Source organism: Streptomyces sp. iso_384 (assembly GCF_056172905.1).
Map to the genome: position 1 here is coordinate 5,954,574 of NZ_JBWBTT010000001.1, position 25,813 is coordinate 5,980,386.

Annotated in this window: 27 protein-coding genes and 4 pseudogenes; 10 read left to right on the plus strand and 21 right to left on the minus strand. The window is 70.8% G+C overall.

Annotated features, from left to right (window positions below; genetic code table 11):
* Positions 1–63: 63 nt before the first annotated feature.
* The 4 genes from AC0VY3_RS26635 to AC0VY3_RS26650 all read right to left on the minus strand — a co-directional run bounded on the left by AC0VY3_RS26635 (position 64) and on the right by AC0VY3_RS26650 (position 2,769).
* The gene (locus AC0VY3_RS26635) at positions 64–711 is read right to left on the minus strand and encodes a DUF6518 family protein (RefSeq protein WP_475550762.1); all 648 of its coding nucleotides are present in this window, start codon (positions 709–711) and stop codon (positions 64–66) included.
* Positions 712–832: 121 nt separating this feature from the next.
* Positions 833–1,471 (minus strand): SMI1/KNR4 family protein, encoded by a 639-nt coding sequence (locus AC0VY3_RS26640; RefSeq protein WP_475550763.1) that lies wholly within the window; start codon positions 1,469–1,471, stop codon positions 833–835.
* On the minus strand, positions 1,468–1,872 hold the full coding sequence (locus tag AC0VY3_RS26645; protein WP_475550764.1) for a VOC family protein: 405 nt from the start codon (positions 1,870–1,872) through the stop codon (positions 1,468–1,470). The genes AC0VY3_RS26640 and AC0VY3_RS26645 overlap by 4 nt, the downstream gene beginning before the upstream one ends.
* Before the next feature lie 279 nt (positions 1,873–2,151).
* The gene (locus AC0VY3_RS26650; RefSeq protein ID WP_475550765.1) at positions 2,152–2,769 is read right to left on the minus strand and encodes a GNAT family N-acetyltransferase; all 618 of its coding nucleotides are present in this window, start codon (positions 2,767–2,769) and stop codon (positions 2,152–2,154) included.
* Between the two features lie 70 nt (positions 2,770–2,839).
* Between AC0VY3_RS26650 and AC0VY3_RS26655 the strand changes: the two genes are divergently transcribed.
* Positions 2,840–3,313: an NUDIX hydrolase gene (locus AC0VY3_RS26655; RefSeq protein WP_475550766.1), complete on the plus strand. Its 474-nt coding sequence runs from the start codon at positions 2,840–2,842 to the stop codon at positions 3,311–3,313.
* Positions 3,314–3,363: 50 nt separating this feature from the next.
* Here the strand turns inward: AC0VY3_RS26655 and AC0VY3_RS26660 are convergent, their stop codons facing one another.
* The 3 genes from AC0VY3_RS26660 to AC0VY3_RS26670 form a co-directional block, all read right to left on the minus strand.
* Positions 3,364–3,561 (minus strand): hypothetical protein, encoded by a 198-nt coding sequence (locus AC0VY3_RS26660; RefSeq protein ID WP_103509792.1) that lies wholly within the window; start codon positions 3,559–3,561, stop codon positions 3,364–3,366.
* Between the two features lie 163 nt (positions 3,562–3,724).
* Positions 3,725–5,248, minus strand: coding sequence for a catalase (locus tag AC0VY3_RS26665; protein WP_475550767.1), 1,524 nt, complete (start codon positions 5,246–5,248; stop codon positions 3,725–3,727).
* 157 nt (positions 5,249–5,405) lie between these two features.
* Positions 5,406–5,672 (minus strand): GlsB/YeaQ/YmgE family stress response membrane protein, encoded by a 267-nt coding sequence (locus tag AC0VY3_RS26670; RefSeq protein ID WP_103509794.1) that lies wholly within the window; start codon positions 5,670–5,672, stop codon positions 5,406–5,408.
* 325 nt (positions 5,673–5,997) lie between these two features.
* On the opposite strand from AC0VY3_RS26670, the gene AC0VY3_RS26675 reads away from it, so the two are divergent.
* Positions 5,998–6,168 carry a hypothetical protein gene (locus tag AC0VY3_RS26675; RefSeq protein ID WP_181010912.1) on the plus strand — a complete coding sequence of 57 codons (171 nt, stop codon included), beginning with the start codon at positions 5,998–6,000 and terminating at the stop codon, positions 6,166–6,168.
* Positions 6,169–6,178: 10 nt separating this feature from the next.
* Here AC0VY3_RS26675 and AC0VY3_RS26680 read toward each other — a convergent pair whose 3' ends face one another.
* Together AC0VY3_RS26680 and AC0VY3_RS26685 are read right to left on the minus strand one after the other, a co-directional pair.
* Positions 6,179–7,147: an NAD(P)/FAD-dependent oxidoreductase gene (locus AC0VY3_RS26680; RefSeq protein WP_475550768.1), complete on the minus strand. Its 969-nt coding sequence runs from the start codon at positions 7,145–7,147 to the stop codon at positions 6,179–6,181.
* A 110-nt stretch (positions 7,148–7,257) separates the two neighbouring features.
* Complete coding sequence (locus AC0VY3_RS26685; RefSeq protein WP_475550769.1) at positions 7,258–7,671, minus strand: ATP-binding protein; 414 nt, start codon at positions 7,669–7,671, stop codon at positions 7,258–7,260.
* A 113-nt stretch (positions 7,672–7,784) separates the two neighbouring features.
* Here AC0VY3_RS26685 and AC0VY3_RS26690 point away from each other — a divergent pair.
* Together AC0VY3_RS26690 and AC0VY3_RS26695 are read left to right on the plus strand one after the other, a co-directional pair.
* Positions 7,785–8,579 (plus strand): annotated as a pseudogene (locus tag AC0VY3_RS26690) (helix-turn-helix domain-containing protein); the annotation flags it as partial.
* 41 nt (positions 8,580–8,620) lie between these two features.
* Entirely contained in the window at positions 8,621–8,893 is a 273-nt protein-coding gene (locus AC0VY3_RS26695; protein ID WP_475550770.1) for a DUF397 domain-containing protein, read from the plus strand.
* Positions 8,894–8,953: 60 nt separating this feature from the next.
* On the opposite strand, the gene AC0VY3_RS26700 is transcribed toward AC0VY3_RS26695, so the two are convergent.
* On the minus strand, positions 8,954–9,196 hold the full coding sequence (locus AC0VY3_RS26700) for a hypothetical protein (protein WP_030078876.1): 243 nt from the start codon (positions 9,194–9,196) through the stop codon (positions 8,954–8,956).
* A 145-nt stretch (positions 9,197–9,341) separates the two neighbouring features.
* Here AC0VY3_RS26700 and AC0VY3_RS26705 point away from each other — a divergent pair, with 145 nt between their 5' ends.
* Entirely contained in the window at positions 9,342–9,731 is a 390-nt protein-coding gene (locus AC0VY3_RS26705; RefSeq protein ID WP_475550771.1) for a hypothetical protein, read from the plus strand.
* Between the two features lie 19 nt (positions 9,732–9,750).
* Here AC0VY3_RS26705 and AC0VY3_RS26710 read toward each other — a convergent pair.
* Together AC0VY3_RS26710 and AC0VY3_RS26715 are read right to left on the minus strand one after the other, a co-directional pair.
* Positions 9,751–10,863: pseudogene (locus AC0VY3_RS26710) on the minus strand (IS630 family transposase).
* A gap of 191 nt (positions 10,864–11,054) precedes the next feature.
* A pseudogene (locus AC0VY3_RS26715) lies at positions 11,055–11,270 on the minus strand (imine reductase family protein); the annotation flags it as partial.
* On the opposite strand from AC0VY3_RS26715, the pseudogene AC0VY3_RS26720 reads away from it, so the two are divergent.
* A pseudogene (locus AC0VY3_RS26720) lies at positions 11,265–11,419 on the plus strand (LmrA/YxaF family transcription factor); the annotation flags it as partial. The pseudogenes AC0VY3_RS26715 and AC0VY3_RS26720 sit on opposite strands and share 6 nt — an antisense overlap.
* Before the next feature lie 89 nt (positions 11,420–11,508).
* On the plus strand, positions 11,509–12,462 hold the full coding sequence (locus tag AC0VY3_RS26725) for an ornithine cyclodeaminase family protein (RefSeq protein ID WP_475550772.1): 954 nt from the start codon (positions 11,509–11,511) through the stop codon (positions 12,460–12,462).
* 71 nt (positions 12,463–12,533) lie between these two features.
* Here the strand turns inward: AC0VY3_RS26725 and AC0VY3_RS26730 are convergent, their stop codons facing one another.
* Complete coding sequence (locus tag AC0VY3_RS26730; RefSeq protein ID WP_103509799.1) at positions 12,534–12,767, minus strand: hypothetical protein; 234 nt, start codon at positions 12,765–12,767, stop codon at positions 12,534–12,536.
* A 253-nt stretch (positions 12,768–13,020) separates the two neighbouring features.
* Between AC0VY3_RS26730 and AC0VY3_RS26735 the strand changes: the two genes are divergently transcribed.
* On the plus strand, positions 13,021–14,025 hold the full coding sequence (locus AC0VY3_RS26735) for a YdcF family protein (RefSeq protein WP_475550773.1): 1,005 nt from the start codon (positions 13,021–13,023) through the stop codon (positions 14,023–14,025).
* 31 nt (positions 14,026–14,056) lie between these two features.
* Here the strand turns inward: AC0VY3_RS26735 and AC0VY3_RS26740 are convergent, their stop codons facing one another.
* Positions 14,057–14,233, minus strand: a complete 177-nt coding sequence (locus AC0VY3_RS26740) for a zinc-binding dehydrogenase (RefSeq protein ID WP_258047209.1) — start codon at positions 14,231–14,233, stop codon at positions 14,057–14,059.
* Positions 14,234–14,418: 185 nt separating this feature from the next.
* Here AC0VY3_RS26740 and AC0VY3_RS26745 point away from each other — a divergent pair, with 185 nt between their 5' ends.
* Complete coding sequence (locus AC0VY3_RS26745; protein ID WP_475550774.1) at positions 14,419–14,781, plus strand: SCO4225 family membrane protein; 363 nt, start codon at positions 14,419–14,421, stop codon at positions 14,779–14,781.
* Positions 14,782–14,865: 84 nt separating this feature from the next.
* Positions 14,866–15,492, plus strand: a complete 627-nt coding sequence (locus tag AC0VY3_RS26750) for an SMI1/KNR4 family protein (protein WP_103509801.1) — start codon at positions 14,866–14,868, stop codon at positions 15,490–15,492.
* 133 nt (positions 15,493–15,625) lie between these two features.
* Here the strand turns inward: AC0VY3_RS26750 and AC0VY3_RS26755 are convergent, their stop codons facing one another.
* Genes AC0VY3_RS26755 through AC0VY3_RS26785 form a run of 7 tightly spaced genes read right to left on the minus strand, consistent with a single transcriptional unit; the run spans position 15,626 to position 25,775 of the window.
* Entirely contained in the window at positions 15,626–17,005 is a 1,380-nt protein-coding gene (locus tag AC0VY3_RS26755) for a hypothetical protein (RefSeq protein WP_475550775.1), read from the minus strand.
* 58 nt (positions 17,006–17,063) lie between these two features.
* Positions 17,064–20,165: a glycoside hydrolase family 3 protein gene (locus AC0VY3_RS26760; protein WP_103509803.1), complete on the minus strand. Its 3,102-nt coding sequence runs from the start codon at positions 20,163–20,165 to the stop codon at positions 17,064–17,066.
* Between the two features lie 45 nt (positions 20,166–20,210).
* A complete protein-coding gene (locus tag AC0VY3_RS26765) occupies positions 20,211–21,650 on the minus strand; it encodes a GH1 family beta-glucosidase (protein ID WP_103509804.1) in 1,440 nt (479 codons plus the stop codon).
* Between the two features lie 32 nt (positions 21,651–21,682).
* Positions 21,683–22,669 (minus strand): ABC transporter ATP-binding protein, encoded by a 987-nt coding sequence (locus AC0VY3_RS26770; RefSeq protein ID WP_103509805.1) that lies wholly within the window; start codon positions 22,667–22,669, stop codon positions 21,683–21,685.
* Positions 22,666–23,670, minus strand: a complete 1,005-nt coding sequence (locus AC0VY3_RS26775; protein WP_475550776.1) for an ABC transporter permease — start codon at positions 23,668–23,670, stop codon at positions 22,666–22,668. Before AC0VY3_RS26775 ends, AC0VY3_RS26770 begins: the two co-directional genes overlap by 4 nt.
* Positions 23,671–23,673: 3 nt before the next feature.
* The gene (locus AC0VY3_RS26780; protein WP_103507710.1) at positions 23,674–24,654 is read right to left on the minus strand and encodes an ABC transporter permease; all 981 of its coding nucleotides are present in this window, start codon (positions 24,652–24,654) and stop codon (positions 23,674–23,676) included.
* Positions 24,651–25,775 (minus strand): ABC transporter ATP-binding protein, encoded by a 1,125-nt coding sequence (locus AC0VY3_RS26785; protein WP_103507723.1) that lies wholly within the window; start codon positions 25,773–25,775, stop codon positions 24,651–24,653. The genes AC0VY3_RS26780 and AC0VY3_RS26785 overlap by 4 nt, the downstream gene beginning before the upstream one ends.
* Between the last annotated feature and the right edge of the window lie 38 nt (positions 25,776–25,813).

Here is a 25,813-nt window from a genome sequence, read left to right on the forward strand (position 1 = left end):
CGAGCCCGGTCGGCCCGCGAGTCCGTCGATACGGACAGACGCGCCCCTCGCCTGCGGGCTCACTCAGCCGGACACCGCGTTCAGGAGGCCGTAGAGGATCTGGTACGTGAGGAAGGACGCGGGGATCGCCACGGCGAGGCTCAGACCGCGCTCCTTCCAGGTGCGCCCCAGCAGCAGCGGAAGGCCGCAGGCGAGAGCCCCGCAGACCATCGCCTGAGGCGCGTACCCCAGGCCGAGCCAGTAGTGGAGGCCTTCACTGCCGAAGAGACCGCCGAGTGCGCCGAGCGCCATGTAGCGCCGCCAGGGTCGCGTACCGCGCCTCGACCACGCGCCCGCGATGCCGAACAGCGGCCCCGCGACACAGGCCATGGTGAGCCAGACCAGCGGAAAGGTGAGCGAGCCCATTCCGTCCCGCCCGAACTCGGCGTACCCGTAGTAGCCGACGACGAGCCCGATCTCCGCCAGGGCTCCGGCTGCCGCCAGAACGCGATGGTCGTCGGTTCGGCTCGCGAGGACGATGCCCGCGGCGAACGCGAGCGTCGTCCACACCGCGCCGGAGTTCGCCAGGTTGTTCCACGCCCCGGGCAGCCAGCCCTGCAACAGGTTCGTCAGGATGCCCCCGACGAGTCCGGCGCCGAGGCACAGAACAGACGCGCCCGGAACGTTCTTCAAGCGTAGGCGGGGTGGAGCGATCGCATCGGTAGCAGCCATGCCCCGACTATACACAGAGTCTATACACCTGGTTTATACGCGTGGTTTATAGTCGGCGCCGCTCGGGACGGGCGTGCACGGCAGGCGGCGGCAGGCGAGGGGCGAGGGCCCTGTACGGCGGTCAGTCCCGCCGCCGCGGCCAACTGTCCGGCGGGAGCAGGTCCCAGGAGTCGCGCCCCAGCCATTCGCCGAAGGTCACGGGCCGTGCGCCGCCCGCGTGGTCCAGGGACAGCGGGACGATGAGGTCGCAGGTGGCCCGGCCGTCCCACCACACGGTGCCGGCCAGCGGGCCGGTGAGGGCCAGCAGGGTGGCGAAGCCGCAGCCGTGCTCCTTCAGGACGACGGCCCCGGCGGTCTTCCGGTCCTCGAACTCACCCGCCTCGTCGTCCCACGCGGTCCAGGCCCGTGTGAACGCTTCCTCGTTGTCCGGATAGTCCTCGGCCCGCGGCTCGCGCTGGAGGAGCGCGTCGTCGGCCTCGTCGTAGGAGTCGGGGTGCGGGAAGGGCAGGGCCAGCAGATCGCGACGCGTGGCGCTGTTGTCCGCCCACCACCAGACGCCCTCGGTCCGCTCCAGCCTGGCGAACGCCTCGCCGCCGGCGCTCACCTCCAGCAGGTGCCGGCGGTACTCCGGAGGGAAGGTGACGCCGAGCTGGGCCTCCGCTTCGGCCGTCTCCGCCTCGGTGAGCGGCGGTGGCCCGGCCGGTCGCTGTACGGAATCCGGTACGAGGCGGGCGCGTAGGGCCCTCAGCAGGCGGGTCACGACCAGGTCCGGGTGGACAGCACCAGCAGATAGCCGTCCGGGTCCCGGAGCGTGACGCCCCAGGTGTCCCAGTACGGGTTGTGCGCGGGCACCCGCGTCCCGCCGTGCTGTTCGAGCCGCTCCACGAGAGTGTCCGGCACCTCTTCACCGAGGTAGACCACGAGCAGGTCCTCGGGCGTCGGGTGCGGTTCCACGGGGTCCGCCGGGTCGTGGACGAGTTCCAGGTGCCAGGCGGCGCCGGGCCAGCCGACCATGAGCAGCGAGTGGTGGCCCGGCGTGCCGTCCGCCTCGTGGTGGTACTGGACGTCGAGGCCGAGCCCCGCGACCCAGAAGCGTTCCGCCGCCGCAAGGTCGCGGGACGGGCGGGCGATGCGCACGTGAGCCGTGGCGTCTGCCGGCATCGCGCTACCTCCTGATCGGCGTGGATCGGCCGGCCGTGGACGGCCGCTCGTGCAGGGAGCTTACGGAGTGAGCGATCATGCGCGCGTCGGCCGCTCGGCCTAGGACCGAAGCCGCGTCGGCGGCTCGCGCCGTGTGTACCCGCGCCCCGCACACCTCTGTGCGCTCACTCGAACGCCACGTTCCCTCGACCCGGCCATGGCGGCCGGCATCGCACGCTGGTGCTGCTCCGCGGAAGTTCGCGGAGCAGCACGGTTGCCGTCGGCGGCGCCGGTGTCCTGCTACGCCGCGTCCACCGGGCGCGGCTCCCGTCGCATCACCCACAGCGCCGGGCCGCCGCCGGGAAGTGCCGCCTCGCCGAGCACCGTGAAGCCGAAGTGCTCGTAGAACGGCAGGTTGTCCGGCTTGGAGGACTCCAGATAGACCGGCAGGCCCGCCGCGTCGGCCTTGGCCAGTCCGGAACGCAGCAGCGCCGCCCCGTGCCCCTGGCCCCGGGCGGCCGGGTCCGCTCCGACGACCGCCAGGTACCAGTGCGGCTCCTTGGGGCCCTGCTCGGCGGCGGCCGAGACCGCGTCCCGGAACAGCGGCGCCCGGTCGCCGAGGATCTCCTCCAGCTCCGCGACCGTCTCCGCGTCGGGAACGGTCTTCTCCTGCCCCTCCGGCGCCACCCAGAACGCGGCCGCCGACGCGGTGCGCTCGCACACCCCGTGGCGGCCGTACTGCCGGGTGAAGATCGTGGTGAAGTAGCGGACCAGGTCCGGCTCGCGCGAGGCGCCGCCGGGGAAGAACCACTCCATCATCGGGTCGTCCTGGAAGGCGCGGGCCAGCGTTTCGCTGATCGACGCGGCATCGTCGAGCGTGGCCGCCCGAGGCGTGTTCGATATCGACATACAGGTCATTCTGCATGTTGATGATCTTGAGTGGTGGGCGGGGTGCCGGCTCTCCGCGCCCCGGGCATAGCCTCGCCGGATGGATCGGCGACTGGCCGCGTACGCGGTGTGCATCGAGGACGGGCGGGTGCTGCTCACCCAGGCCGTGGAGCCGGACGGCGAGCGGACCTGGACCCTTCCGGGCGGCGGGGTCGAGCACGCGGAGGACCCCTTCGACGCGGTCATCCGGGAGGTCGCCGAGGAAACCGGTCTGGAGGCCGTGGTCGAGCGGCTGCTCGGCGTGGACTCACGGGTGATTCCGGCGGGCGAGCGCCGCCGGCCCGGGGCGCCCGAGCTGCAGAACGTCGGCGTCTTCTACCGCGTCCGCGTCACCGGCGGCCGGCTCCGGCCCGAGCCGAACGGCGACACCGCCGGGTCGGTGTGGACCCCGCTGTCCGACGTCGGCCGCCTGCGCCGGTCCTCGCTGGTGGACGTCGGGATCGATCTCGCGCAGACGCTTCCGCCCTCCGGGCATGTCGGCCCCGTCCCGGTCGGCGGCCTGGTCCAGCACTGAGGAGGACCGGGCGGCGGTGGCGCGGGCCACGGAATCACCGCCCGGCCGGATCAGTGGCGGCTGGACACCCAGGCCCAGACCGCAGCCACCACCACGCCCAGCAGGATCGCGCCCGCCACGACCGCCAGCAGCACCGTCAGCCCGCAGCCTCCCGCGATACCGGCGTGCACCTTCGCCTTGAGCGCCTCGGCCTCGGCGTCCGGGTTCCGCTCGGACTCCTCACCGCCGTACCAGTCGTATCGCTGCATCGTCGCCCCCCGGGATCGCGGCCAGCCTAGAACCGGCGACCGAAACGGCCTCCTCCGGCCCCCGGTACGCGCGCGACCGAACGGGGAACGCCGCAGGACCTCACCCGTCGGCCGACGGGTGAGGTCCTGTCGTACGGCCCGGAAGCGGGCAGCGGCCCGGGCCTCAGGCCTTGCGCTGCATCGACGTGCGCGCCGGATTGGCCTGCTCCGCCGCCTTCGGGTCCTTCTCGCCCGCCTTCGCGCGCACCCCCTGCTCGATGCGCTTGCCGAGCGTGCCGTCGACGTTCGACCAGTACTGGAACGCCCGCTGGAGGACCGGCTCGGTCACTCCGTTCAGCAGGTGGCCCACCACGTTGTCCACCAGCCGGTCCCGCGCCGCGTCGTCCAGGACCTCGCGGACCATGGTGCCCGCCTGGCCCCAGTCGTCGTCCTCGGCGTGGTCGACGTACGCCGCCCGGGTGATGTCACCGTCGGCGTACCAGCTCGGCGGGGTGCCGTACCGTGCCGTGTCCGCCTCCGGGCCGCCCTTGGAGTTCGGGGCGTAGACCGGGTCGCTGGTCTTGCGGTACGCCATCGCCCCGTCCTTGGAGTACGTGTTCACCGGCACGACGGGGGCGTTGACCGGGAGCTGCTGGTAGTTGCCGCCGATGCGGTGGCGGTGCGCGTCCGCGTAACTGAACAGCCGCGCCAGCAGCATGCGGTCCGGGCTCGGGCCGATGCCGGGGACGAAGTTGTTCGGCTGGAACGCCGCCTGTTCGATCTCCGCGTGGTTGTCCGTGGGGTTGCGGTCCAGCGTCATCCGGCCGACCTCGATCAGCGGGTAGTCGCCGTGCGGCCACACCTTGGTCAGGTCGAACGGGTTGAACCGGTAGTCCTTGGCATCCTCGTACGGCATGATCTGGACCTTCAGCGTCCAGCTCGGGAAGTCGCCGTCGCGGATGTGCTCGAAGAGATCACGCGTGTGGTAGTCGGTGTCCGCGGAGGCCATCTGGTCGGCCTCGTGCTGCGTGAACGTCTCGACGCCCTGGTCGGTCTTGAAGTGGTACTTCACCCAGAACCGCTGCCCCTGCGCGTTGATCCACATGTACGTGTGCGAGGTGTAGCCGTTCATGTGGCGCCAGCTGCGCGGGATGCCCCGGTCGCCCATCAGCCAGGTGACCTGGTGGGCCGACTCCGGCGAGAGCGTCCAGAAGTCCCACTGCATGTCGTGGTCGCGGAGGTTGTTGTCCGCCCGGCGTTTCTGGGACCGGATGAAGTGCTGGAACTTCATCGGGTCCTTCACGAAGAACACGGGGGTGTTGTTGCCCACCATGTCGTAGTTGCCTTCGCTGGTGTAGAACTTCACCGCGAAGCCGCGCGGGTCCCGCCAGGTGTCCGGGCTGCCCCGCTCCCCCGCCACGGTGGAGAAGCGGATGACCAGGTCGGTGGTGACGCCCGGCTGGAAGAGCGCGGCCTTCGTGTACGCGGACACGTCCGCGGTCACCTCGAACTTCCCGAACGCGCCGCTGCCCTTGGCGTGCGGCTGGCGTTCGGGGATGCGTTCGCGGTTGAACTGGGCCATCTGCTCGATCAGGTAGGAGTCCTGGAGCAGGATCGGCCCGCCCGGGCCGACGGTGAGCGAATGCTCGTCGCTCTCCACCGGGGCGCCGGAGTCGGAGGTGGTCGGCTTGCGCGAGGTGTCGGTCATGTCGTTGTTTCCTCTTGTTTGTCTTCCGCAGACGCGTCGGCGTTGGCTCCTACTACGGCTGCCCTACTGACCCTCTGCCAATGTAGGCAAACACGGACGAATCGACCCGTCGAGAAGTCGAAGCGAACGGCCCGGGTGCGGGCGGGGCGAGACCGGGTCAGCGGGAGCGCTGTCCCGCGACCAGCCGGTAGACGAGCAGGACGATCACCGAACCGACGACGGCGGCGATCCACGTGGACAGGCTGAAGAATCCGTCGATCGAATCGACGCCGAAGATCACCTTGCCCAGCCAGCCGCCGAGCAGCCCGCCCACGATGCCGATCACGATCGTGACGAGGCAGCCCCCGGGGTCCTTGCCGGGCGTCAGCGCCTTGGCGATGAGCCCGGCGAACAGGCCGATGAGGATCCAGGCGACGATGCCCACGGAAATCTCCCTTTACGTTGCCGACGCCCGGCGCCCTCGTGGCACCGGGGACCCTCCGCGTATCCCCGTAACCGGACCTCACACATCCGCCGGGCCCCTGCCTTCACCCCGCGGCCCGTCATTCGCCCGCCTGCGTTACGCCGGACGGGAACGCCGGGCGAGGAACACGGGCCACGGGCGGCCGCGCGCCGACTGAGTACTTTCCCCCACCCCACTGAGTACGGCACCGCCTCCGCCGACCGGCCCCGACCGTGCGATTCTTCACCCACGGAACCGGGGGGTTCCGGTCGCCGGGCTTCGGTGAGGGGGTGGGACGGGAGCAGCCGTGGATCTGTTCGATGCGGAGCTGGGCGGGCGGGACGAGCCCGATGCGGGGGGCGGGGGCGGTTGCTCCTGGGTCACCGTGGTGATCCTCGGGATCTTCGCGTTGATGGCGGTGCTGGTGCACAAGGTCTTCGGGTGGACGGGGGACCTCCTCTCCGCCCTGTTCTCCTGACGGCACCCGATCAACCGCGCCGCCGGGCCGCCACCGCCAGCCGGGTGTCCTCGGTGATCAGGTCGCCGTTGACCGCGCCCGCCGCCATGAGGCCCGCCGCAGCGGCACCGATCACCTGTTCGGTGAGGCGGGTGACGTTGCCCGCGGCCCAGACCCCGGTGACCTCCGTCGCGCCGGTCGGGTCGGTCGGGATGTACGCACCGATCACCACCCCGCCCATCTCCTGCGCCACGGGCTTCAGCCCCAGCGACTCCAGGACCGCCGAACGGGCCACGAACCGGGCCTGTACCACCAGCGCCTCGCGCGGGACCACCCGGCCGGACACCAGCCGTACGCCGGTGAACCGGTCGTCCGTGACCTCCAGGCCCGCCACCTCGCCGTCCACGACCGCGACGCCGCGGGCCGCCAGCTGCTCGTACTCCTCCTCCGACGGCTCGGGTCCCGTGTGGAGGAAGAGGGTCACGTCCTCGCTCCACTGCCGCCACATCAGCGCCTGATGTACGGCGAGGGGGCCGGTGGCCAGCACGCCGATCGGGCGGTCCGCCACCTCGCGCCCGTGGCAGTACGGGCAGTGCAGCACCTCGCGCCCCCAGCGCTCCGCCAGCCCCGGCACGGGCGGCAGCTCGTCGACGAGCCCCGTCGTCACCAGCAGCCGCCGCGCCTCGACGCTCCGGCCGTCCTCCGTCGCCACCCGGAAGCCCCTCTCCCCGTCCCCGGGCAGCCGCTCGGCCGAGGCCACCCGGCCCTCGACGATCTCCGCCCCGTACCCGGCCGCCTCGCCGCGTCCGATCGCCAGCAGCTCGCCGGGCGGGGTCGACTCGCGGCCCAGGTAGTTGTGCACATGGGACGCGGGCGCGTTACGGGGCTCGCCCGCGTCGATCACCAGAACCGAGCGCCGGGCCCGCGCCAGGGTCAGCGCCCCGCTCAGGCCGGCCGCCCCGCCGCCCACGATCACCACGTCGTACCGCTGCTGCTTCATGTCGCTCCTCCTTCGTCACGCGGCTGCGGATCACCTCAGCCCGCCTCCGCTCGATGACGAGAGTGCGCCCGTGCGGCCGAAACGACAAACATCCTTGCCGAAACGGCAACTCATTCGATGCTGAACTCGCACCACACGACCTTGCCGGGGTTCCGCTCCCTCACCCCCCACTTGTCCGCCACCGCCGCGACCAGCAGCAGTCCGCGTCCGCCCTCCTCGTCGGCCCCCGGCACCCCGTCCGCCGGCCGCACCTCACCGTCGCCGCTGTCGTGCAGCTCGACGCGGATCATGTTCTCGACCCGCTCCAGGTAGATGTGGACCTTGAAGCCACGCCCCGGCGGCACACCGTGCCGGAGGGCGTTGGTCGCCAGCTCGGTCACGCAGAGCAGCACGTCGTCAGCACGCGCTTCGCACTCCCACTCGACCAGCGCCTTACGGGTGAACTTCCGTACGACCGGGATCGACCTGCGCTCACGGCAGTAGAAGGCGGCGCGGTAGTAAGGGAGTTGAGTTGTCTCGTTCATGCTTCCACGCTCACACGGTGTAACTAGGCTTCAGCAGAGCGGAGAGCCGTACAAAAGGTTTTGTACGGGTTCTGACGGGTTGACAGCGGGACCGGAACGGGGAGAGCCAGGTCATGCAACCGGGAAAGCAGAGCGGCATCAGGCGAGTTACTTCGTGGCAGCTGGTCGGGGCGCAGCTGCGCCACTTCCGCAAACTCGCCGGGCTGACACAGGCCGCCCTCGCCGAGCAACTCGGGGTGGGCGAGGACACCATCGCTTCGATCGAGCAGGGGCGTCGAGCCCTTCAGTTGGATCTGGCCGTCCAGCTCGATGAACTACTGGACAGCAAAGGCGTGTTGCGGGTCGCGGTGGAGCGGATTCCGCGGAAGGAGCGCTATCAGGCGCTGGTCAAGGACTTCGTTCAGTACGAGCAGGACGCGGCGAGCCTCTTCTCGTACCAGTCGCAGCTCATCCCTGGGCTGCTGCAGACCGAGGCGTACGCGCGCTTCATCTTCGGCTGCAACTACCCACCGATCGAAGAGGAAGAGATCGAGAAGCGGGTGGCGGACCGACTCGGCCGCCAGAAGATCCTGGAGCGCAAGCCTCGGCCGCTCCTGCACTTCATCCTGGAGGAGAGCATCCTGCACGCCCAGCTGAGCGACCCCGAAAGGATGCGGGAGCAGCTTCTCCACCTGCGGCGCTGCATGGATCTGCCGTTCGTCACCATTCAGATCATGCCCCGGAACACCCCTCGGCACGCCGGGCTCGCGGGGCCGCTCGTTCTACTGGAGACGCCCGACCACGACGGGCTCGTCTACGTCGACGGCCAGCTGCGCGGAGAGCTGTATGACGAGCCCGCCGACGTCAGCGCACTTATGCAGAGGTATGGGATGCTGCGTTCCCAGGCGCTCACCGTCGCGGAGAGCGCCCGGCTACTGGACGCACTGCTTGACGCACTGCTTGGAGAGACATGTCCCGCGCAGCACACCCCGCCCCCGGTCCGACGGCCCTCCACTGGTTCAAGTCCAGCTACAGCAACGGTGACGGCGGGGACTGCGTCGAAGTCGCCTACCACTGGCGCAAGTCCAGCTACAGCAACGGTGACGGCGGAGCCTGCGTCGAAGTCGCCGCCCACCCCGCCGCCGTCCACATCCGCGACTCCAAGGTGACCGACGGCCCCGTCCTCACCGTCGAGCCCGCCGCCTGGAGCGCCTTCGTCCACGGCAGCAGCGCCGCCCTCTGAACGCCCGGCACCGCCCCGGCCGCCGCCGCGGCCGGGGCGGTTCGCTGTCCGCCCGCTACCTCAGTAGCGCACCCACAACTCGTACACGCTCGGATTGCCCGCGAACGGGTTGCAGATGAAGACACGGCTCCAGAGGGCGTTGTCGGCGCCGGCGTTCCCCACCGCCTGGCACTCCGCGAGGCTGGCGTGATGACTGCGGAGCCAGAATCCGGGGCCCGTGGCGGAGGCGGTCGAGGCGGTGCCGAGGAGCATCGCTCCGGCGGTCGCCACGGTCACCGCGAGAGCGGCAATGCGTCTGTGCATGTCGGTAACTCCGTTTTCAGTCAACACACATGACTATGCGTCAGTGAATAGATGAGTCGGGCCGATCCGAACAGCGCGCGCCGCCAGGAGAAAGCTAGTGCCGTGACCGGAAACGATCACCGGGGTGTCCTGCGATGATCAGTGAATGAGCGAGCACGAGTGGCAGGCGTTGACCAGGTCCGAGGAAGCGTTCATGGTCAATTCATACGAGATCGACATCCTGGCTGGTGTCTGGGGAGATCTCGACGATGCCGATCAGTCCCGGCCCGTGAAGGAGCTGGCAGGGACCTTGCTCACTCTCATCGATCGTGGATGGATCGAGGTTCGTCGAGTCGCGCCGTGGACGTCCCCGTCCGGGGAGCAGGGCTTCCAGCCCGGGGGCCTGGTGCCTCGGGATGAGCTTCCGGCCGTCCTGGAGGACGCGGCCAACTGGGAGTACCCGGATGACGGCAACTGGATCGGCGCGGTGACCCTGGTGGAGACCGAAGCGGGTAAGGAGATCTCCCGTCGTTCTCCCGGGGAGATGGCCGAGTAGACCGCTGTGGCCGGGCCCATCAAACTGCTGCGACCAGTGGTCGACCGCCCCACCGAATGCCCTTCTCGCTACGGATACGGGCGCGTTCGCGCCTTTGCGCGGCCAGGACGTCAGGGTGGCGGGCGTTCTGGTTGCGTCAGCGCAGGTATCGCTGCAACTCCCGAGTCTGCACGGTGTGGTTGGGGTGGTGCGAGTTGGCCAGGGTGAACTGCCGCAGCGGCCCGAAATGCGCCTCGATCGGGTTCGCCCAGGAGGCGTTGGTCGGCGTGAAACACAGCTCGACCTTGTTCTGCCGGGCCCACCGGCGGATCTTGCTGCACTTGTGCGCGGACAGGTTGTCCAGGATCACGTAGATCGGGGCACCGTCCGGACGGGCGGCCCGGATCGATCGCAGCGCGGCCAGGGACGGGACACTCCCCTTGTGACGACGGTTGACACCCCACAGGGTGTCGTCGCCGACCGAGTAACAGGCGTGGAAATAGGTGACCCCGTGGGTGCGGTGGAAGGTCGCCGGCACCCGGTCGGGCCGGCCCTCCTTCGCCCAGCAGGACCCGGCGGTGGGACGGATGCCGAGCGGCCCGAACTCATCGAAGGCGAACGTGCGATCAGGGCGCTCGGTCAGCGCGTACTCGATCCGTTCCAGCTTGGCGTCGAAGTCCGGGGCGCTGGATTCCTTCCAGGTCTTGGTCCGCTGGAACGTCACCCCTTGGCGCGCGAGCAGGCAGCGCAGGGCCTCTCGGCCGATGCGTATCGGACGGCTGGCGTTGCGCCGCAGATGATCGGCGAGCTTGCGGATCGACCAGCGCGTGAAGGGCCGGCCGAGCTTGGTGGGGCGGGTGATGGCCGTCTGGATGACGAACTCCTCGTCGTCATCACTGAGCAGGCGGGGACGGCCTCCCGCCCACCGAGGGTCCGGGCAGGCCAGACCGATCTCGTTGAAGCGGTGGATCACGTCCCGGACGGTGTCCTCGTCCGCCTGCACCAGATTCGCGATCACCGGGACGGTGTTCCCACCCGCCGAGGCCAACACCATCATCGCCCTACGGAACCGCACAGTGCTGGTGCTGCCCCTCCGCACGATTTGCTGCAGCTTCTGCCCCTCCTGCTCGGTCAGCCTGCGAACCCTGACCAGCCCTGCCGTCCCGCCTCCCCGCACCGATCAGACGTGTCATCACATCCAACCGGCACGAGCTCCGTTGGACACCACCCGGTGATCGTTTCCGGTCAGAGCGCTAGCGAGCCGGGCACGCCCGCACAATAGGTCTGGACCAATAAGGCGTCGCATATGCCCCATGGCCGTAAACCTGCGCCTTGCCGCATATTTCAGCTGCTCCCGGGCTTCGCCATCAGCTCCACCAGGGCCGAGAAGCTGTCCGTGGAGTGCCCCGCCTCCACGCCCCGCCGGAACAGGTCGACGACGGCGGCCGGGAGAGCCGTGTCGACGCCCGCGTCGGCGTTGGTCTCCAGAACGTGCTCGGCGCCGGCCAGCCCCATGGCCAGGCGGTCGACATCGCCGAGGTGCACTCCGGCGTCTTCCCGGCACAGGACGCCCGCAAGCTGGCGACCCCGTCATCAGCGCCGTGGAGGGCGCCGAGGTCACCGCCCAGGTCAACCGGAGCGAGGAACCTCTCCTGGCGTGGGGCCGAGAACTGGCCCGCCTCATCAGGTCGTACGGGCTCGACGCGCCCAGTCGCCGAAGCCCGACCCGGACGACGCCGGTTGCCGGACTGTCTTCACGTGGTTGCCCCAACCACGGCCCACGAGCGAGGGTGGCCCGGTGACGTTGCTGCTGACCCGTTCCCAGATCACCGACCTGCTCGACCCCGACACCGTGATGGCCGGGCTTCGTGCGGGCTTCACCGCGCCCTCTCCGGACGTCCGTCCGTTGCGGATCCGTACGGACCTGCCCGGTCCGGGTACGGCGACAGCGCTTCTGCCCGGGGTGATCGACGGAATCCCGGCCTACACGGTGAAGGTCAACGCGAAGTTTCCCGACGCCGTTCCCGCGCTGCGGGGCCTCGTCTGCCTGCACGACCTGGCGGACGGGCAGTTGCTGGCCGTGCTGGACTCGGCCTCGGTCACCGCTTGGCGTACCGGACTGGCCGCGGCGCTGGCGACCCATGTACTCGCCGACGAGGGCTCCGACTCGGTGAGCGTCGTCGGCGCGGGCGTGCAGGCCCGAATGGTGCTGCGGGGTCTCGTCCGCCTGCGCACGGTGTCCCGGCTGACCGTGTGCGACACCGACCCCGCGCGAGCGGCCGCGTTCGCCGCTGAACACGAAAAGCTCCTGGGCATCGAGGTCGAGACGGTCAGCGAGCCGCGGAGCGCCGCGGCGCGCACGGACATCGTCGTCCTCGCGACCTGGTCACGCAGCCCTCTGCTGGCTGCCGCCGATCTGCGCCCGGGCATGCACGTCACCACGCTCGGCGCGGACGAGCCCGGCAAGGTCGAACTCGCCGCCGACGCGCTGCGACGCGCCCGCACCGTGGTCGACGACGTCGAGCTGGCCGTCTCCATGGGGGCGCTCGGCAACAGCGGTCTGAGCGCCGACGCCGCGCACGCGTCTCTCGGGCAGGTGCTCGGCGGTGAGCAGGCGGGCCGCGAAACGAGCGACCAGATCACCGTCTACGCGCCCGTCGGGCTGCCCTGGCAGGATCTGGCCCTGGCCTGGCCCGTCTACCGGGCTGCCGCCGACGCGGGCTCCTGCCTCGGCGTCGACTTCCTGGCCTGACCGAACAGGAGAAGGGCGGCAGGGGAGGCGATCCGCCTCCCCTGCCGCCCTTGGCGCCTTCGCCGGCCGGCTCAGCTGAACCGGGCGTCCTCCACCGTGCTGGTGACCGTACCGGCGGTGGAGGTGGTCGCCCCGGCCGCGCCGTCGACCAGCTTGCCGAGGTCGCCGACGTCGTCCAGCGCGCCGAGGCTGACCGGCGGTTCGGCGGCGTGCGCCGCGTCGCCGCCTCCCGGGGGCGGGCTGATCGCGGCGATGACCGCTCCGGTGGCGAGGGTGACGGCGGCAAGTACGCTTCGCTTCTTCATGCCGGGTTCAACGCCCGAGACCCCGCAAAGGGCACGCCCCGATCGGCGATCACCGTCACGGACACGCGCACGGACGCCGTCACACCGGGTCCGTGGGGGCACCGTCACACCGGGTCCGTGGGGGCACCGTCACCGTCACGGTGCGGCGGATGCGTCGTCCGCCCGGCGCAGCCCTCCGGCCGCCAGCACGATGGCAACCGCCCCGCCCCTCCTCGCCGTCGACGGCCGCCGGGACGCTGCCTAGTCTGTGCGCATGCTGGCCTACGCCCCCGCGGCACTTCTCTTCCTCGTCTTCTGCGTGAGCGTGCTGTTCGAACGCCGCAAGTTCAGCAACGCGGTCGTCCTGGGGCTCGCCGTGCTCTGCGCGCTGGGTGCCCTGCTGTACCGCCTGGTCAGCTCCAAGTCGCCCTCGGTGCCCTACGTCGTCGGAGCGCTGGTGGCACTGGGGGCGGTGGCCCTGCTCGTGCTGGTGTGCTTCCTGTTCCTCAACGGCGTACGCATGCTGCGCAAGGAAGGCCGGAGCCCGTCCAACCTGCTCTCCCTGCTGGCGGCCCTGGCGATCCTCGGTGTCGTCGCCCTGCTGGCGACAGCCGCCGCCGTGCGGACTCCGGTGCTGATCGGGCTGGCGACGGCGGCCGGTGGGCTGGCGCTCTACTTCGCTTTCCTGTTCCTGTGCTTCGTCTGTTACGCGTTCCTCTACGGGCGGCTCCGGGTGCGCCGCAAGGCCGACTTCGTGGTGGTGCTGGGCTCGGGGCTGATCGGCGGCTCCACCGTTCCGCCGCTGCTGGCCGGCCGCCTGAAGCGCGGGCAGTCTGTCCACGCAAGGCTCGCCAGGCGCGGCAGTCCCCCCGTGCTCATCACCTCGGGCGGGCAGGGGCCCGACGAGAAGCTGCCGGAGTCCCACGCCATGGCCGACCACCTGGTCGCCCAAGGGTTCCCGGCGGAGCTCATCGAGCGGGAGGACGGGTCCACGAACACCGAGGAGAACCTGCGGTTCAGCAAGGCGATCATGGAAAAGGCGAAGCCCGACTACCGGTGCGTCGTCGTCACGAGCAACTACCACGCCTTCCGTGCCGCGCTCACCGCACGACGGGTGGGCATCCGGGGGCAGGTGGTGGGCTCCCCCACCGCCGCCTACTTCTGGCCCAACGCGATGCTCCGTGAGTTCACCGCGATCTTCGTGGACTACCGGCAGAGCAACGCGGCGATGTGCGTGATCATCGTCCTCGGTGGCGTGGCCGCCTGGTACGCGGCATAGCCGCCCTCACGTGGACGGACGGTTGCCGGGCTCAGGAGAAGTCCAGGACCTCCCGGCCCCGCAGGCCGCCCGCTTCCAACAGCCGGTGCGCCCGGGCGGCCTCGGCGGCGGGCAGCACCCGCGCGACGCGCGGCGTCAGAACGCCGGCCTCGGCCTGACGGCAGAGTCTGTCCAGGCCGACCGTGTCGCCGATGCGATCGGGCACCATCACCGGTCACACCCTGATGCCCCGCTCGGCCGGCCCCGGCCACCCCCAAAGCTCGACGAGCGTGCCACCGTCTCTGATCGCGGGCACCAGCTCGGTGGTCCGGGCCGACCCGTCCACCACACCGGCCACGCCTTAGGGACGAGCGCACGGATGCGCTCAGCGATTCCGGCCCCGCGCTCGACGACATGGTCCGCCCCGAAGCCACGCACCGTTCCCCCGTCCCGGCTGGCCGCGTCGGGGATCACCGTCAGCCCGTCCGCCCGGGTCGGCTCGACCGCGTACCCGCCCTGGGTATCGTCCTTGCGGTGTGCCTGTGGGCGACCATCGACGCCGTCTCCGCGTCCTCCACCGGAGACGCCGGCTTCGCCGGGTTGTGGGCGGTCCTGGCCACCGCCCCGACCTCGATGATGTTCCTCGTCGCCGGTCCCGTCGGACTGATAGGCATTCCCATCGGTGCCATCGTCCAGGCCACCGCTCTCGGAGCCCTGTACCGCTCCATCACCGAACGCCGGGCCCGCGCCACCGAGGCCGGTATCACCCACGCCTGACCTCCCGGCGGTTCCACCCGTACCGGGGGACGCCTGCCACAGGAGTCCTCGCCCACCTCGGCGTTGTCAGAACCACCTGGCACCATGATCGGCGTGACCGATACAACTGAGCCTGAAGAGAATGAAGTTGCTGACGCTCCGACCACACCGGAGGAATGGCGTGTCTTCCTGGAGCGGTACGGCGAGCTGTACGTGAAGGTCCGTGCCGACGAGGAAGAGCTGGTCGACCTGCTGGACGAGGATCAGCTGGACGCTCTGGACCAGGACGAGCGGGTCGAGGCGTGGCTGGGTGAAGCCCCTGCCCGGGAGGAAGCCCTGGCAGCGTCCGAGGAGCGGCTCGGCGTGCGGTTCCCGGCCGGCTTGCGGGGATTCTTCCTGGCGAGCGACGGGTGGACGCGCCTCGACGGCTGGGTGGACGGGGTTCATCCGTGCGACCGCGTCGTGTGGATGCGGGACAGCGAGGCCGGCGGACGCGTGACCGAGATCTACGCCTCGATACCCGGCAACGAGGAGGACGTCGAGCTCTTTCGCCGGTGCATCGAGATCGCCCGGGGGGAGGACTTCTGGCTGCTCGACCCGACCGACGTCGGGCCGGACGGCGAGTGGGCGGCCCACGAGTTCACACCGAAGTACGGCGACACCACGAAGTACTCCAGTTTCTCGGCGTTGTTCCACTCCGGGTTCGAGAGCATGGAGGAGGACGAGGACTGAGTCCGCCCGAAACAAGACCCCGGGTCCCGGCTGAGGGGATCCACCGGAACCCGGGGCGCTGAGGGGAGACCGTGACGCCCGGCGCGCTGCGGAACGACCGTGCTGCCGGGCGGCTCGGAAAGCGCCGCCGGTCTCAGAACCCGCCGCCGTCGAAGCCTCCGCCCCCGAAGCCTCCGCCGTCGCCGAAGCCGCCACCGCCGAAGCCGGAGGAGTCGAAGTCGGAGCCGGAGAAGTCGCCGCCGCCCCAGTCGCCGCCCGCGCCGCCGCCGAAGTCACCGCCGCCGTACTCGGAGGCGTACGCCGGGGTGGCGAGCATCGAGCCGAGCATGGTGCCGACCAGGAGGCCGGGGAGCAGGCCGCCGCCGAAGTAGCCGCCGGCCCAGGGGCCGTACGCCGGGCCCGCCTCCCAGTACGGGCGGCGGTTGCCGTCGCCCACGTCGACCGTCCGGCTCATGGGGTCCTCGCCCCGGCTCAGCCGGGCCTCGTCCGCACCGCAGACCGGGACCTCGCGGGCCGCGCCGCCGGACGGGGTCCACACGACCTCCGTGACCGCGGTGCCGTGGCGCGGGTCGAAGAAGCACGGCGGGCGGCGGGCCGGTATCTCCGCTCCGGCGCGGCGGGCCTCCAGGACCGCGAGGGAGTACCGGCCGTCCTCCAGGGACTGGGTGACTCCGCGGACGTCGGAGGGGTGGGTGGCCTTGTCCATCCTGGTCTTGGCGGTCTCGTAGGAGTCCAGGGCCCGTTCGTAGTCGGCGCGCATGGTGTCGTCCGCGCCCTTCTCGGCGGGGTGGAAGTCCAGGCGTTCCAGGGTTTCGCCGTACGCGGTGATGTCCTCGTCGACGACCACCCGGAGCTTGTCGAGCGCGATGCGCTCCTCTTCCTCCTTGCGGCGCTTGTTGCGGCGGGAGATCGCGTACGCGCCCGCGCCGCCCGCCGCGACCAGCGCGCCGAGCGTGATCAGGCCGCCGACCGGTGCTCCGGTCCCGTCCGCCGCGCCTCCGCCGCCGGACCAGGAGGCGGGGGCGGTGCCCCGGGCCTGCTCGACGGCGCGGTCGACGAAGGCGTTGAGCTGGGTGTTCGGGTCGGCCGCGGTGGCCGGGTTCTCCACCGACGCGGTGAGGTTGTTCACCGCTCGGGTGGGCATGACCTGCGGGTCCGCGCCCGCGTCGAAGCCGTCGCCGAGCCGTATCGCGTACACACCGGTGATGCCGGTCTCGCTGCGCAGGGTCTGGAGGAGGCCTTCCTCGGGGAAGGCGGGGGTATCGGGGAGGACGGCCACGAACACCGGCTTGTCGGCGTCCGTGATCTTGTTCTCCAGGGCCTTCTCGTCAGCGACGGAAAGCTGATCGCGAGCGCCCGGGTCCACATAGACCGGGTCGTCGCGCAGGGCCTGGGCGGCGTCCTGGACGGTCGCGGCGGGCGCGGCCGACGCGGGGGAGGTCAGGGCGAGAGCCGCCGCTGCGATGATGAGCAGCAGGCCCGCCAGCAGCGCGGGAAAGAGCCTTTTCCTCATACTTCACGCTACTCCAGACGGGCGGCGAACGCCGTCGCCCGCCTGGAGCACCGCTCGGCTACGCGGCTCGGTAGGCCGTGCGCAGCTTGGCGACCGCGCCGGTCAGGTCACCCTTCAGCAGCAGGTGGTCCGCCTCCGCGAACGGCTTGGCGACCGCCTGGCCGAACTTTCCGTCGATCTTCCGCTGGACCAGCAGCCGGGCCCGTTCCACGATCGCCTTGCCCGCCGGGGTCTTCCCCAGCTTCGCCTTCTCGGCGACCTGGGCGGCCACGGCGAGGGCCGCGAGGGTGAGCTCGCCGCCGGCCGGGGGCTTCTTCAGGGTGGTCAGGCCCCAGCCGTACGGGAACTGCGGGTCGTACGCCGTGTCCCCGACGTTGATCGGGAGCTGGGCCTCCGACTTCGGCCAGGTCACCGGCAGCTGTCCGGTGAAGGCGCGCCTGCCGTAGAGGACGTCGGCCACGCCGTCGCCCTCGGAGCCCGGCAGCCAGGAGGCCACCAGCGCGTTGATCGTGCCGAGCTGGTCGCCGATGAGCTGGGGGCGGCCCGAGACGATGAGGACCGCGCACTTCATGGCCGCGCAGACCTTGTCCACGGCTGCCTTGTCGGCCGCCGTCAGCTCCAGGTCGTGGCCGTTGCCGACGTCGCCGATGCCTTCGGCGTACGGGGTCTCGCCGACGACCACCACACCGACGTCGAAGCCGTCCGTGGCGGCGGAGGCGTCGCGCGAGTACGTGACGGACTCCGGGCTCCTCGCCGCCTTCTTCATGCCCTCCAGGATGGTCGTCCCCGTGGTGGTCTTCCCGGAGGAGCCCTGCCAGCTGATGGTCCAGCCGCCGGCCTGGTTGCCGATGTCGTCGGCGTTGGACCCGGCGACGTACACCTTCTGGTTCGGCTTGAGCGGCAGGACGGCCCCGTCGTTCTTCAGGAGCACCTGCGACTTCGCGGCCGCCTCACGGGCCACCGCGCGGTGCTCGGCCGAGCCGACCTTGTCGAGGTGGGTGGTGTCCGCGTACGGCTTCTCGAAGAGGCCCAGGCGGAACTTCTGGGTGAGGATGCGGGCGACCGCGTCGTCGATCCGGGCCTCGCTGATCCGGCCCGCCGTCACCTCGTCCTTGAGCGTCTTCGTGAAGTCCTGGTACGCGGTCGGGACCATGATCATGTCGAGTCCGGCGTTGACCGACGTACGGACGTCGCTCGCGTAGTCGCCGGGAATCTGGTCGATGGCCTGCCAGTCGCTGATGACGAAGCCCTCGAAGCCCATCCGGTCCTTGAGGACGCCGTTGATCATCTCGGCGTTGGCGTGCATCTTGACCGGGCCCTGGTCGTCGCCCAGGACGTCGAGCGAGGAGTACGACGGCATGACCGTGCCGACGCCCCGCTTCACCGACTCCTCGAACGGCGACAGGTGTACGGCCTCCAGCTCCTCGCGGGTGACCTTGGTGACGCCCTGGTCGATCGTGTACGAGCCGGTGGTGGCGGAGCCGTACTCGGTGCCGCCGTCGCCGACGAAGTGCTTGGCGCTGCCGAGCACCTTGTCGTTGCGGTGCAGGTCCTTGCCGGAGGGGCTGCCCTGCATGCCCTGGATGACCGTCTCCATGGCCTCGACCAGCGCCGGGTCCTCGCCGAAGGCCTCGTAGGAGCGGCCCCAGCGTTCGTCGCGGGTGACGCAGACGCACGGCGCGAAGTCCCACGGGACGCCGGTGGCGCGTACTTCCTTCGCGGTGACCGCGCCGGTCTTCTCGGCGCTCTTCGGGTCGCGGCCCGCGCCGATGCCGATGTTGTGCGGCATGATCGTCGCGCCGACGACGTTGTTGTGGCCGTGCACCGCGTCCACGCCGTAGATCAGCGGGATCTGGAAGCGGGTGGCCCGGGTGCGCAGTTGATAGGCGTCGACCATCTTGGCCCAGGCCGCCGCCGTGTTCGGCGTGGGGACCGAGCCGCCGCCGGAGAGCAGCGAGCCGAGGTCGTAGGCGGCGATGTCACCCGGGGCGCGGAGCGCGTTGCGTTCGGCCTGGGTCATCTGGCCGGCCTTCTCGGCCGGAGACATCCTGGCCAGCAGGTCCGCCACTCGCCGCTTCACCGGCAACTTGGCGTTCTGGTACGGGAGTCCATGTGCGTCGATGACGACCTGCGGGTTCTCCCGGGGGGCCTTCGCGCCGGTGACGGTCAGCTCCAGCGGGATCGTCTTCGCCTCGGCGGGCTTCGACGCCTTCGCCGTGCGGACGGTGACCTGGTGGGTGGTGCCGGACGCGGTGCCGGCGGGGAAGGTGTGGCTGCCGGTGACCGGGGTGTAGTCCTTGCCGGCCTCCGCCGTGCCGCCCTTGGTGGCGTACGTGACGGTGACCGGCTCCTCGGTGGGGACGGAGCCGGTGGTGGCGACGGAGAGCGTCAGCTGCGCCGTCTCGCCGTTCCCGACCGGGCGGACGGCCGTGTCGGTGACCACGCTCGCGGTGAGCGCCGGGTCCGCCTTGCCGTACAACTCAACTGCGTCCAGGGCGAATTCGCCGGGTCCGCCGCCGGGCAGGGTGAGGGCGTAGCCCCACATCTCGTTCAGGCCGAGGATCTGGTCGATGCCGCCGACGGGCTGGTAGTCGGCGCGGTAGACGAAGTCCGCGAACGGGATCTCGACCAGGTGCCAGCCCTCCCAGTCGTCGGTGAAGGAGGTGGTCCACAGCTCGGACGCGCCGCCGTTCGCGCCGCCGTCCTTGATCTCGAAGTTGATCTTCTTGCCGGAGCCGGGCGGCAGCGGCGCGGTGTTCTGGCCGTACCACCAGAAGCGGATGCCCTGGTGGGCGGTCCAGTTCTGCGGCGGGGTGTCCACGGCGAACTCATGGCTGAACCCGCCGTACGCGCTGATGTCGTAGGAGCCTTCGAGGACCTTTTCGCCCTCGGGGGCGTCGGCGCGCTCGGCCAGCTTCAGCTGCGGATGGTCGTCCGCGTCGCCGCCCCAGGTGAAGATCGCGTCGGCGGGCGGGTTGTTGCCGAGCGGCACCTCGCCCTCGAAGCGGTCGACGAGCACGGGGGCCGGTTCGTCGGCGGCCGCGGCGGGGCCGGTGGTCGAGCCGGCGAGCAGGGTGGCCAGCACGGCCGCGGCGGCGAGGGCGGCCGTCGCGGGTCTGGCTCTGCCCCTACGGGGACGGAGGTGCGGGGTGCGAGACATTGTTTGGGAGCGCTCTCTTTCAGGGGGCCGATGTACCGAACGTCGTTACGGATCAGAGGTGGTGGCGCGCTGTGCGGTGCCGGCGTCGCGGGTGAGGCGGATCGTGTCGCGGTACCACTTGGCGCTGTCCTTCAGCGTGCGGACCTGGGTGTCGTAGTCGACGCGGACGATGCCGAACCGCTTGTCGTAGCCGTAGGCCCACTCGAAGTTGTCCATCAGCGACCAGGCGAAGTAGCCCCGCACGTCGGCCCCTCGGTCGCGGGCGGCGACGACGGCGGCTATGTGGTCGGCGAGATAGGCCGTGCGGTCGGCGTCGGGGACCGAGCCGTCGGCGGCGACGGTGTCGTCGAAGGCCGCGCCGTTCTCCGTGATGACCGTCGGGAGGGCGTAGTCACGCTCCAACCGCAGGAGCAGGTCGGTGAGTTCGGCCGGGGTGATCTCCCAGTCCATCGCGGTACGGGGCAGCTCGCGCTCGACCACGCGGGTGACGGGCAGACCGTCGGCGTCGGTGGGCGAGCCGTCCTCGGTGACGCCGGAGAACTGCATGCCGCGGTAGAAGTTGACGCCGAGGACGTCGAGCGGGGCGGCCATGGCTGCCAGATCGCCTTCCCTGAACGGGAGTTCGATGTGCTGGGCGGCCAGGTCGGCGACGATGTCCTCGGGGTAGCGGCCGTGGACGAGCGGGTCCAGGTAGAGCCGGGTGCCCATGCCGTCGGCGCGGCGGCACGCCTCGCGGTCGGCCTCGCTGTCGGTCTCGGGGGTGGCGGTGCCGAGGTTCAGGGTGATGCCCAGCTCCAGCGGGTCGCTCCCGGCCGCGTCCCGCAGCGCGCCGGCGGCGAGACCGTGGCCGAGGAGCAGATGGTGGACGGCGGCCATGGCGTCGCCCAGGTCGCGGCGGCCCGGGGCGTGCAGCCCGTAGGCGTAACCGAGCATCGCCGAGCACCAGGGCTCGTTGAGCGTGGTCCAGTGCTCGACGCGGTCGCCGAGTGCCTCGTAGGCGAGAGCCGCGTACTCCGCGAAGCGCAGGGCGGTGTCCCGCGCGGGCCAGCCGCCCGCGTCCTCCAGCTCCTGCGGCAGGTCCCAGTGGTAGAGCGTGATCCACGGGGTGACGCCGCGCCCCTGGAGCTCGTCGACCAGCCGCTTGTAGAAGTCCAGCCCCTTCTTGTTCGCCGGGCCCCGGCCGCCCGGCTGGATGCGCGGCCAGGCGAGCGAGAAGCGGTACGTGTCGACGCCGAGGCCCGCGATCAGCTCCACGTCCTCGGGCATCCGGTGGTAGTGGTCGCAGGCCACATCGCCGTGCTCACCACCCTCCACGGCCCCGGGCACCCGGCAGAAGGTGTCCCAGATGGACGGGGTGCGCCCGTCCTCGGCGGCGGCGCCCTCGATCTGGTACGAGGAGGTCGCGACGCCCCAGCGGAAGTCGGCCGGGAGTCCTCGCACCGGGGCGGGACGGAGGAGTCGCTGCGGGGTGGGGGCGAGGTTCATCGGTCTCCGTACGTAGGAGGGGAGGGACCTGGTCAGGCGTGCAGGTGGCAGGCGACCTCGCGGCCGGTTTCGCCGGTGGGCGGGGCCGGCCGGGGGACCTCGGCGGCGCACGGGGCGAAGGCCTTGCCGCAGCGCGGGTGGAAGGCGCAGCCGGTGGGCATCGCGGAGAGGTGGGGCGGGGAGCCGGGGATGCCGGTCAGTTCGCGCCGGGGGCCGTGGAGCGCGGGGAAGGAGTGCAGGAGCCCGTCGCTGTACGGGTGGCGGGGGTCGCGGTAGATCTCCGCCGCACCCGCCTGCTCCACGATGCGGCCTCCGTACATGATCGCGATCCGGTCCGAGAATTCGATCAGGAGCGAGATGTCGTGGGTGATGAACACGACCGAGAAGTCGAGCTGTTCCCTCAACTGGACGAGCCGTCGCAGGATCTGCCGCTGCATCACCACGTCCAGCGCGGTGGTCGGCTCGTCCATGATGACGATCTCGGGTTCCAGGGCGAGCGCCATCGCGATCATCACGCGCTGCCGCATCCCGCCGGAGAGCTGATGCGGGTAGGCGGCGAGCCGGTCGGAGCTGATACCGACGAGCTCCAGCAACTCCTCTGCCTGTGCCGTCCGTTGGCGCTTCCTCAGCTCGGGGCGGTGGGCGGCGAGGACGTCGGTGAGCTGGCTGTGGACGGTGTGCACCGGGTTGAGGGAGTTCATCGCCCCCTGGAAGACGATGGACAGCTCCTGCCAGCGGAAGGCGCGCAGCTGGTCCGGTTCGAGGGAGAGGATGTCGACCCGGTCGCCGCCGGGCCGGTGGTAGTGGACCTCTCCCCCGGTGATGACGCCGGGCGGTGACAGCAGCCGGGTCACCGCGTAGGCGAGGGTCGACTTGCCCGAGCCCGACTCCCCTGCCAGGCCGAGGACTTCGCCGCGGCGGAGAGTGAGGTCGATGTCGCGCAGGGCGTGGACGGCGCTCGCGTCGGTGCCGTAGTCGACGTTGAGTCCGCTGATGGTCAGGACCGGCTCGGCGCTCATGGGCGCGGCTCCTTGCTGCTCTGCCCGGGGTGGCCCGTGCCGGGGGTCTTCCGGGCCACGGGGGTGAAGCCGACGCGCATCTTCACCTTCCGGGAGGATCCGGTGGCGGTGCGCAGGCGGGGGTTGACGAACTCGTCGATGCCGAAGTTGATGAGGGCGAGCGCGGTGCCCAGCAGGGCGATGCAGAGGCCGGCCGGGACGAACCACCACCAGGCTCCCTGGGCGAGGGCCTGGTTGGACTGGGCCCAGAAGAGCACGGTGCCCCAGTTCCAGTGGGAGATGTCGGCGACGCCGATGAAGGCGAGGGTGATCTCGGTGAGGACCGCGAAGATGACCGTGCCGACGAAGCCGGAGGCGATGACGGCGGTGAGGTTCGGCAGGATTTCGAAGAGGATGATCCGCGGGGTGGACTCGCCGGTGGCGCGGGCGGCCTCCACGTAGTCGCGGCGGCGCAGCGACAGGGTCTGGGCGCGCAGGATCCGCGATCCCCAGGCCCAGGAGGTCAGGGCGATGGCGACGGCGATGACGATGTCGCCGGTGTCGGGGACGAAGCTCGCGACGATGATGATCAGCGGGAGTCCGGGCAGCACCAGGAAGATGTTGGAGAGCGCGGAGAGGATCTCGTCGACGGCTCCGCCGAGGAATCCGGCGCTGACCCCGATCAGGACGGACAGGGCGGTCGCGATGACGGCGGCGAGCAGTCCGACGACGAGAACGCCCCGGGTGCCGACGAGGATCTGCGAGAAGACGTCCTGCCCGGTGTGCGTGGTGCCGAACCAGTGGTCGCCGGAGGGCGGCTGGAGCAGCTGGTCGCTCATGGCGTCGGGGTCGTACGGGGCGAGCCACGGGCCTGCGACGGCCAGCAGGACGAAGAACGCCAGCAGGATCAGGCCGGTGCGGGTCTTCCCGCCGCGCAGGAACCGGAGCCGGGCCCGGCGGGTGGGGGCGGCGGGCGGGGGCGCGCCGTCGAGGACGGCGACGTCGGGGTCGGTGATGGACATGCCTTATGCCTCCTTCCGGGTGCGGGGGTCGAGGGCGGCGTAGACGAGGTCGGCGAGCAGGTTCGCGGCGAGGACGGAGAGCGTGATGATCAGGAAGACGCCCTGCATCAGGGGGTAGTCCTTGCCGCCGACGGCCTGGAGCAGCTGGAAGCCGATGCCCGGGTAGGTGAAGACCATCTCGACGAGGAGGGTGCCGCCGACGATGAAGCCGAGGGAGAGGGCGAAGCCGGAGATGTTGGGGAGGACCGCGTTGCGGGCCGCGTAGCCGAACATCACGCGCCGCTCGGACAGGCCCTTGGCCTGCGCGACCATCACGTAGTCCTCGGAGGAGACGGTGACCATCATGTTGCGCATGCCGAGGATCCAGCCGGCCACCGCGCTGAGGACGATCGTCACGCCGGGCAGGACCGCGTGGTAGAGGGCGCTGGAGATGAACGGCCAGTCGAAGGCCGGGACGAGCGCGTTGTCGTAGCCGCCGGAGTTCGGGAACAGCGACCACTTCTCGGCGAAGACCGCGATGGCGACGAGGCCCAGCCAGAAGTACGGGATGGAGGAGATGAAGGTGGTGACCGGCAGCAGCCCGTCCAGCCAGGAACCGCGCTTCCAGCCGCTGTAGACGCCGATGCCGGTGCCGAGCACGAAGCTGATCAGGGTGGTCATGCCGACCAGGGCCAGGGTCCAGGGCAGCGACTGGCCGATGACCTCGCTGACCGGGGTGGGGAAGAAGGTGAAGGAGAGGCCGAGGTCGCCGTCGAGGAGGTGGGCCCAGTAGTCGGTGTACTGCTGCCACATCGACTGCTGCTTGTCGAGGCCGAACAGGGCCTTGAGCGAGTCGATGGCCTTGGTGTCGAGCTGCCCCTGGTAGCGGCTGAGCAGGGCCTGGACCGGGTCGCCGGGCATCAGCCGCGGGATGAGGAAGTTGATGGTGATCGCGGCCCACGCGGTGACGGCGTAGAAGGCGAGGCGCTGGAGGAGGTACTTCACCGCGAGACCTCCTCGGCGCCCGTGCCCGCCGCGGCCCGGGTGTCCGTGCCCGTTGCGGCCCGGTTGCCCGCGCCCGCCGCGGCCCGGGTGTCCGAGCCGTCATAGAGCCAGCAGGCCGCCCACTGTCCGTCGGGCAGGTCGAAGCGCGGCGGCAGTTCGGTGCGGCAGCGTTCCATCGCCTTGGGGCAGCGGGGGTGGAAGCGGCAGCCGGCGGGCGGGGTGATCAGCGAGGGCGGTTCGCCGGTGCCGGTCTCCTCCTGTTCCGCCTCGGCGGCGATCCGGTCCGGGTCGGGTGCGGAGGCGATGAGGAGCTGGGTGTAGGGGTGGGCGGGGTGCTGGGTGACCGTCTCGCTGTCGCCGCCCTCGACGATCCGGCCCGCGTACATCACGAGGGTGGTGTCGGCGAAGTAGCGGGCGGAGGCGATGTCGTGGGTGATGTAGAGGATCGCCAGGTGGAGGCGTTCCTTGAGGTCGCGGAGCAGGTTGAGGACGCCGAGCCGGATCGACACGTCGAGCATGGAGACGGGTTCGTCGGCGAGGAGGACCTGCGGGTCCGCGCCGAGCGCCCGGGCGATGGCGACGCGCTGGCGCTGCCCGCCGGAGAGCTCGTGCGGGAACTTGTCCAGGAACTGCTGGGGCGGGGCCAGTTGGACCCGGTTCAGCAGGGCGGCCAGGTTCTCCTCCAGCTCGGCGTCGCCCTTGCCCGCCCGGCCGTGGATCTTCAGGGCGCGGGTGAGGTGGTAGCGCACGGTGTGCACCGGGTTCAGCGAGGCGAAGGGGTCCTGGAAGATCAGCTGGACCCGGCGTACGTAACGGCGGAAGGACCGGCCGCGACCGGCCACCACCGGCTCACCGCCCAGCCGTATCTCGCCCGAGGTGAGCGGATGGAGCTGGGCCAGCAGCCGGGCGACGGTGGACTTGCCCGAGCCGGACTCCCCCACCAGGGCCGTGACGGTGCCGCGTCTCAGCCGGAGCGAGACGTCGTCGACGGCGTGGACGCTGCGGCGCTCGCGGGCGAACAGGTCGCGGGCGGTGCGGCGCAGGGGGAAGTGTTTGGTGACTCCGCGCGCTTCGAGCACCACATCGGTGCCGTTCCGCTCGGGCTCGGGCTGATCGTTCATGGTCATGGCCGGTTCTTCCCGTCCTTCCCGTCCTTCCC